Genomic DNA, 7801 nt, shown 5'->3' with positions numbered 1-7801 from the left:
AGCGGCAGTTCGGCGAGCGTCGGGTCGATCGCGGCGAGCCGGTCGCGGACGTCCTCCAGTTTCCCGGGACTGCGTCCGGCGAGCGCCCAGCGGAGGCCGGGTTCGGCCTTCCTGGCCAGGTACTCGGCGGTCAGGCCGCCGGTGAACCCGGTCGCGCCGAAAAGGACGATGTCGTACGGGCGGCCGGTCTCGGCTTCGGTCATGGCTGCGCCTCCTCCACGAGTACGGACCCGATTGTGTCGGATCCGGTTGTCCGGCGTGCGGGCGGGAGCCCCCTCGGAAGGGGACGGGACCGGCGTGTCCGGAAGATCATTCGCGAAACCGTCGTCCCGACTTCTGTGACAGTTGATACGAAAGTTCTTTCTGCGGGGATTGATCCGGTCGGAAGCTCCTCATCCCCCCAGGAGGTGGGCCCATGCGGGCTCGGCTCGCCGGCGCGCTGTGCGCCGTTCTGCTCGTGGTGACCGGGACGACCGCGGCCGGGGTCTCCGGCCACGGCAGGCTCCGGTTCACCGTCACCCTCGCCCCGTCCGCCGCCCGGCAGAACGGCCGGGCCGCCGTGGACGGGCGCGCCTACGTGATCGTCTCCCGGAAGGGGGACTCCGAGCCCCGCGACCAGATCGACATCGCCGGCGGCGTCCCCTTCTGGGGACGGAACGCCGACGGCCTCCGGCCCGGCGGGAGCGTCGTCCTGGACGCGGGCGGCGGGACGTACGGCTACCCGCTGAAGAGCATCCGATCGCTGCCCGCCGGGCGGTACTCGGTGCAGGCGTTCTTCAACACCTACGACACGTTCCGGCGCGGCGACGGCTCGACGGTCAAGATGCACATGCCCTGCGGGGACGGCATGGACCTGTTCAACTCGCCGGGCAACTTCTTCAGCACCCCCCGCTGGGTCGACATCGACCCGGCGCGCGGCGGGACGGTCGGACTGACCCTCGACCACCTGATCACGCCGTCCCAGCCGGTCCCGCCGGGCGGAACCTGCCAGCAGGGCAACCCGGCCGACTCGGCGCACGTGAAGCACGTCAAGATCCAGAGCCCGGCGCTGTCGCGGTTCTGGGGGCGGCCCGTCTACATCGGCGCGAACGTCCTGCTCCCGGCCGGATACGACCCGAACGGGACCGTTCGCTACCCGGTCGAGTACCACTTCGGGCACTTCACCACGAACGCCCCGCGCGGGTTCCGCGAGGACGGCGGCAACGCTTTCTCCAAGTGGTGGCTGTCGGACGCGGCGCCCCGGTTCGTCGTCGTGGAGGTCCGCGAGGAGAACCCGTTCTACGACACCTCCTACGCCGTGGACACGCCCAACCTCGGCCCCTACGGGGAGGCGACCACGCGGGAGCTGATCCCGGCGATCGACGCCCGCTTCCACACCATCGCCGAGCCCTACGGCCGCGTCACCAGCGGCGGCTCGACCGGCGGCTGGATGGCGCTGGCGAGCCAGGTCTTCTACCCGGACGTCTACGGCGGCGCGTTCGCCGGGTACCCCGACCCGGTGGACCTCCGCCGCGAGCAGATCGTCAACGTGTACGGCGACGGCAACGCCTACGAGACCGTCCGGGAATGGGACCGGACGCCGCGCCCGGACAGCCGGACCGTCCAGGGCGACACCAACTACGTCAACGCCCAGGAGAACCTCTGGGAGCTGGCGCGCGGCGACAGGGACCGCTCGGGCGGCTCGTGGGCCATGTGGGAGGCGCTGTTCAGCCCGCGGGGAGGGGACGGCTACCCGGCCCAGGCCTGGGACAAGCCGTCCGGGACGATCGACCACTCGGTGAGCGCGCGGTGGAAGGCGATGGACCTGTCGGCCAAGGTCGCCGCCGAGTGGCCGACGCTCGGCCCCAAGCTCCAGGGCAAGGTGTTCGTGTACGTCGGGGACACCGACACCTACTTCCTGAACACGGCCGTCGAGCTGTTCCAGCAGCGCACCGACGCCCTGACCGGCCCGTCGTCCGGCTTCACCTTCGTGTACGGCCGGGCCAAGCAGCACGGCTGGTCGCCGTACACCGCGCAGGAGTGGTTCCAGATCTACGCCGACCACATCGCCCGGCACGCGCCGAAGGGCGCCGACGTCTCCGCCTGGCGCGGCCCGCGTGTCACGCCGCGCCTGAGCCCCTCGGGAGGTGAGATCGTCCCGGCGGAGAAGCACGTCGGCCTGCCCCGCTGACCCCGCGAAGGCGATCGCGGCTCCTGCTGCCGCTCGCCGCTCCGGACGGACCGCCCGGCGTCGGGCAGGTCCGTCCGGCGCGGCGGACCGCCCGTTCACCGCGTGATGCCCTCGGCCGCGTAACGGTCCGGTGCGGAGATGCGATCACGATCACATCACCCGGCGGGATGAGGCCCCCTATGTCCTAGTGTTGGGACGACCGACCGGCCAGATGTGGGGGAGACGTTGCTGAACCCTGAGGACCTGTACGAGCTGGACGCCGACCTGCCCGAGATGACCGGGCCGGTCCTGCTGCACAGCCTCGACGGCTTCGTGGACGCGGGGCAGGCGGGCCAGCTCGTCCGCGACCACCTCCTCGGCTCCCTGGACGGCCGCGTCATCGCCCGCTTCGACGTGGACGCCCTGCTCGACTTCCGGGCCCGCCGCCCGATGATGACCTTCGACCGCGACCACTGGTCCGGCTACGAGGCCCCCGAGCTGGTCGTCCGGCTCCTCCGGGACGAGGTGGGCACCCCGTTCCTGCTGCTCACCGGACCCGAGCCGGACCGGCAGTGGGAGGGCTTCGCGGACGCCGTCCGGTCCCTGGTCTCCCGCCTCGGCGTGGCGCTGACCGTGGGCTTCCACGGCATCCCGATGGGCGTGCCGCACACCCGCCCGGTCGGGCTGACCGCGCACGCCACCCGGCCCGAGCTGATCACCCGGACGTCCTGGTTCGACAAGGTCCAGGTGCCGGGCAGCGCCGCCGCGCTGCTGGAGTACCGGCTCGGCCAGCACGGCCACGACGCGGTCGGCTTCGCCGTGCACGTCCCGCACTACCTCGCCCAGTCCGGCTACCCGGCGGCGGCCGTCGCCGCGCTGGAGGCGGTCATCGCGGCCACCGGCCTGGTGCTGCCGTCCGACGAACTGCGCGAGTCGGCCGTCCACACCGACGCCGAGATCGCCGAGCAGGTCGCGGGCAACGCCGAGGTCGAGAAGGTCGTGACGGCCCTGGAGCAGCAGTACGACGCGTTCGCGGGCGCCGCCGAGCGCGAGTCGCTGCTCGCCGAGCGCCAGGACATGCCCACCGCCGAGGAGCTCGGCGCGCAGTTCGAGCGCTTCCTCGCCGAGCAGGACGACCCGGACGCTCCGTGATCTTCCCGCACCGCACGGACGGCGCCCTGGCCCGTCCGTGCGGGGTGCCGGCGTTTCAGCGCCTGCGCGGGGTGACGTCGTGCCAGCCCAGCGGGCCGGGCAGCGCCGCCGCCTCGTCGGGGCCCCATGAGCCGGGGTCGTAGGAGATCGGCGCGTCGTCCAGGCCGAGGACGGGTTCGACGATGCGCCAGCACTCCTCCACGACGGGCAGGGAGGCGAAGTACGTCCGGTCGCCGGTGACGGCGGCCTCGATGATGTTCTCGTAGGGCATCTCGACCCGGCCGTACACGTCGGCGAAGTCCACCCGCAGCGGCACCGGCTCGGACGGCAGCCCGCTCTCGGGCTGCTTCACCACCATCTCCACGGTCATGGCGGCCTCGGGCACCATGTGGAAGCGGATCAGGTTCGGCGCGGGCCTGCCGTGCCGGTCCGGGTAGAGCGTGACGGGCGGCGTCTTCAGCTCCACGACCACCTCCGTCGAGGTCGTGTGGACCGCCTTGCCGCTGCGCAGCAGGAACGGGACGCCCTGCCAGCGCCAGTTGTCGACCCACAGCCGGCTCGCGAAGTAGGTCTCGGTCCTGGAGCCGGGCTTGACGCCCTCGACGTCCAGGTAGCCCCGGTACTGGCCGCGCACGGCTTCGGCGGGGTCGATCGGACGGGTCGCCTGGAGGACGCGGTGCTTCTCCTCGGCCTCGGCCTCCGCGTCCGGTGTGGCGGGCGGTTCCATCGCCAGGAGCATGAACACCTGGAGCATGTGGTTCTGGACGACGTCCTTGACGCAGCCGACCGCGTCGTAGAAGGAGCCCCGGTCGGCCACGTCGAAGGCTTCGAGCAGGTCGATCTGGACGTTGGCGATGTGGTCGCGGTTCCAGAGCGGGGCGAGCAGCTCGTTGGCGAACCGGGCCGCCTTCATGCCCTCCACGGCCACGTCCCCGAGGAAGTGGTCCACGCGCAGCAGGTGCTCCTCGTCGAAGAAGCCGGTCAGCCGCTCGTTCAGGGCGCTGGCGCTGGCCAGGTCGTGGCCGAAGGGCTTCTCCACCACCAGCCGCGCGTCCCGGTTCAGGCCCTCGGCGGCAAGCGACTCGGCGACCCTGGTGAACAGCGACGGCGGGACGGCGAGGTAGTGGCTGACGAACCCGCCGCCGCCGGTCGCCTCCCGCAGCCGGTCGCGCAGCCGGGAGAACGTCGCGCCGTCCTCGAAGTCGCCGGTGACGATGCTGAGCCGGGACGCCAGCTTCGCGAAGACCTCCTCGTCGAAGTCCACGACGGCGGTGTTGATCCAGCGCCGGGCGTGGGTGCGCAGCGCCTCGTCGTCCCAGTCGGAGTAGGCGGCGCCGACGACCGGGACGTCCAGGACGCCGCGCTCGGTCAGCCGGTACAGCGCGGGGAAGATCATCTTCTGGGCCAGGTCGCCGGTGACGCCGAACAGGGCGAGCGCGTCCGCGCGCTTCGGGGTCTCCATGACAGTGCGTCCTCCTCGTTCGTCTCGGTCGTGCGGGCCGCTCGTCGGGGGTGGGCCCGGGGCGGCGGGTGCGGCGGGTGCGGGTCAGCCCGCGAGGATGCCCCACGAGCCGGTGTGCACGGCCCCCGGTTCCAGCCGGATGACGTCCGTCCCGGTCGCGAACGCGTTCGGCGGGCACGTCATCGGCTCCACCCCGAGGCCCTGCCGGCGCCGCGCCGGAGGCACGTTGTCGGCGGTGTAGACCTCCACCCAGGGGTGCGTGTGGTCGAGCCAGAAGGAGGTCCGCCGGTTCGTGCCGTTGAGGTGCACCCAGGCGCGTCCGGCGTCGTCGCGGCGCAGGCCGGTGAAGGCGCGGTCGATCTCCAGGGAGCCCAGCCGCCGACCCGACCGCAGGTCGTACCCCGTCCCCTCGACCGGACGCGGCGGGCCCTGCGGGATCATCCGGTCGTCCACCGGCAGGTAGTGGTCGCCGGGGAGCTGGACGACGCAGTCGTCGACCGGCTCGCCCACCGACAGGTAGGGGTGCGCGCCGTGCCCGTACGGCGCGGCCGCGCGGCCGTGGTTGGCGGCGGTCACCGTGACCGTCAGCCCGTGCGTCTCGTGCAGGACGTACTCGGCCGCGACGTCCAGCCGGAACGGGTAGCCGGGGGAGGCGAGCAGCCGCGTCCCGAGCATGACCCGGTCGGGCGCGCGCTCGACCTCCCGCCACGTGGACCAGCGGACCAGGCCGTGGATGGCGCAGTCGAACTCCGGCTCGTCGACGACCAGGACGTGCTCCTCCCCGTCCCAGGTGTAGCGGCCGCGGTCGACGCGGTTCGGCCAGGGGATCAGCAGCTGCCCGAACGCGGCGGGCGGGACCTCGTCCTCGCCGTGGCTCAGCACGAGCGGCTCACCGTCGTGGGTGAGCGACCGCAGGCCCGCGCCCAGCTCGGTGACCACCGCCCGGTAGGGCCCGGCGGTGATCGTGTACTGCTCCCCGGTCGTGGCCGGTTCGACCGGGCTGGTCCGCGGAACCGATGTGCCCATGTCGGGGTGCCCCTCCTCTGAACGTGGTGCCCGCGCCGTCCGGCGTTCCGTCAGTGCGGCGCATACCCCCGTATCGCCGCGTCGACCGGCCGGACGGGCTTCGCGGTCTACGGCCCATCCGCGGACCGGGACGCCGGGAGTCCTCCGGACGCGGCGGATCCGGAGGACCGCCCTCCTGCTGGCGATCTCCCCGGCGGGACCTGTCCGGACGCCCCAGAGCCGGTCAAGGAATCTTCGTGTGGAGGCGTCCGGCGGCCTCGTCCGATCCCGTGCTCCCGCCGTCCTGAGCTGAGGGAAACCGTTTCGCGTAAGCCCCTGCGGACCGGGTACGCTTGCCCGGTCGCCGGGGCGTTCGCCCACGGCCTGGGGCGCGTAGCTCAGGGGTAGAGCACCCGCCTTACAAGCGGGTGGCCGCAGGTTCGAAACCTGCCGCGCCCACCTCCACGTACGGCCCCGCCTTCCCTCCGAAGGCGGGGCCTTCGCCGTCCGGGACCGGCCGAAAACGGGCTTCGGCAGGGCGGTGTGAGCGGCGTCTCAAGGACGTTTTCGCAGGTCAGATGCTGTTTAACATGCCGTTCACAAACGGGCAACAGGTCCGAAATGCCCTGTTGAGACGCTCTTCTCGTCCGGACGTACCGGGCCACCGGATGGAGGAGACGTTGAGCTACAAGGCCGAATACATCTGGGTCGACGGCACCGAGCCGACCGCCAGGCTCCGGTCCAAGACCAGGATCCTCGCCGACGGCGCCGAGCTCCCGGACTGGGGCTTCGACGGCTCCAGCACCAACCAGGCCCCCGGCGACAACTCCGACTGCGTCCTCAAGCCCGTCCTCTGCGTGCCCGACCCGATCCGGGGCGGCGACAGCAAGCTGGTGCTGTGCGAGGTGTACCACGTGGACGGCACCCCGCACCCCAGCAACAACCGCGCCAAGCTCCGTCCGGTGGCCGAGCGCTACGCCGAGCAGGACTCCTGGTTCGGCATCGAGCAGGAGTACACCTTCTTCCAGGCCGGCCGCCCGCTCGGCTTCCCCGAGACCGGCTTCCCCGCCCCGCAGGGCCCGTACTACTGCGGCGTCGGCGCGGACGAGGTGTTCGGCCGCGACATCGTCGAGCGCCACCTGGACGCCTGCCTGGAGGCCGGCATCAAGGTCTCCGGCATCAACGCCGAGGTCATGCCCGGCCAGTGGGAGTTCCAGATCGGCCCGGCCGGCCCGGTGGAGGTCTCCGACCACCTGTGGCTCGCCCGCTGGCTGCTGTACCGCATCGCCGAGGACTTCGACGTGGCGGCGACCCTGGACCCGAAGCCCGCCAAGGGCGACTGGAACGGCGCCGGTGCGCACACCAACTTCTCCACCAAGGCCATGCGCGAGTCCTACGACGCGATCATCACCGCCTGCGAGGCGATGGGCGCCGAGGGCAAGGTCGAGGAGCACATCGCCGGGTACGGCCCGGGCATCCACGAGCGGCTGACCGGCCAGCACGAGACCGCCCCCTGGAACGTCTACACCTACGGCGTCTCCGACCGCGGCGCGTCCGTCCGGATCCCGTGGCAGGTCCAGGTGGACAAGAAGGGCTACATCGAGGACCGGCGCCCGAACGCCAACATCGACCCCTACAACGTCACCCGCCTGCTGGTGAACACCTGCTGCGAGGCGCTGGAGAAGGCCGGCCAGGTCTGACCCTCCGAACGGTCCGGACGGCCGGGTCCCCGCGTGGAGCGGGGACCCGGCCGTTCCGGCATGTCCGGCCCTGGCGGTTTCCGGGGGTGACGTCCGAGCCCGTCCGATGGTGCCCCAGGGTTGCCAAATGACCGCAAAGTGTTACTCCGCCGGGAGTCTCCGCTGACCGCTCCGGGTAGCCCTCAGGTATCCGCACCGGGGGGAGAGGACATGGCGGAGACGCCGGGCGGGCCGTTCGCCGGGGGCGGCGGGCGCCCGAGGCGAGGCGGCGCCCGGCGACGGGGCCGCGTTCAGCCGCAGGCCTGGCAGCGGTCGTTCCGCTGCCGGCGCGCG

The 7801-nt window shown here is 72.2% G+C and carries 5 protein-coding genes, 1 tRNA gene and 1 pseudogene; 4 read left to right on the top strand and 3 right to left on the bottom strand.

The window, feature by feature from the left end; genetic code table 11:
* Positions 1-203: pseudogene (locus AB0J52_RS19395) on the bottom strand (enoyl-ACP reductase); the annotation flags it as partial.
* A 212-nt stretch (positions 204-415) separates the two neighbouring features.
* Between AB0J52_RS19395 and AB0J52_RS19390 the strand changes: the two are divergent.
* Together AB0J52_RS19390 and AB0J52_RS19385 are read left to right on the top strand one after the other, a co-directional pair.
* A complete protein-coding gene (locus AB0J52_RS19390; RefSeq protein WP_500182985.1) occupies positions 416-2170 on the top strand; it encodes an alpha/beta hydrolase-fold protein in 1755 nt (584 codons plus the stop codon).
* A gap of 225 nt (positions 2171-2395) precedes the next feature.
* Positions 2396-3301 carry a proteasome assembly chaperone family protein gene (locus AB0J52_RS19385; RefSeq protein ID WP_500182984.1) on the top strand — a complete coding sequence of 302 codons (906 nt, stop codon included), beginning with the start codon at positions 2396-2398 and terminating at the stop codon, positions 3299-3301.
* Positions 3302-3356: 55 nt separating this feature from the next.
* Here AB0J52_RS19385 and zwf read toward each other — a convergent pair whose 3' ends face one another.
* Positions 3357-4763, bottom strand: a complete 1407-nt coding sequence (gene zwf / locus AB0J52_RS19380; protein ID WP_500182983.1) for a glucose-6-phosphate dehydrogenase — start codon at positions 4761-4763, stop codon at positions 3357-3359.
* An 84-nt stretch (positions 4764-4847) separates the two neighbouring features.
* Complete coding sequence (locus AB0J52_RS19375) at positions 4848-5789, bottom strand: aldose 1-epimerase family protein (protein WP_500182982.1); 942 nt, start codon at positions 5787-5789, stop codon at positions 4848-4850.
* Positions 5790-6155: 366 nt separating this feature from the next.
* Here AB0J52_RS19375 and AB0J52_RS19370 point away from each other — a divergent pair.
* Together AB0J52_RS19370 and glnII are read left to right on the top strand one after the other, a co-directional pair.
* A tRNA-Val gene (locus AB0J52_RS19370) sits at positions 6156-6227 on the top strand.
* Positions 6228-6436: 209 nt separating this feature from the next.
* A complete protein-coding gene (gene glnII, locus AB0J52_RS19365) occupies positions 6437-7468 on the top strand; it encodes a glutamine synthetase (RefSeq protein ID WP_500182981.1) in 1032 nt (343 codons plus the stop codon).
* The last annotated feature ends 333 nt before the right edge of the window (positions 7469-7801 follow it).

This window comes from Spirillospora sp. NPDC049652 (genome assembly GCF_040675125.1).
GTDB lineage: Bacteria > Actinomycetota > Actinomycetes > Streptosporangiales > Streptosporangiaceae > Spirillospora.
This window is presented reverse-complemented; position numbering and strand designations above follow the sequence as displayed.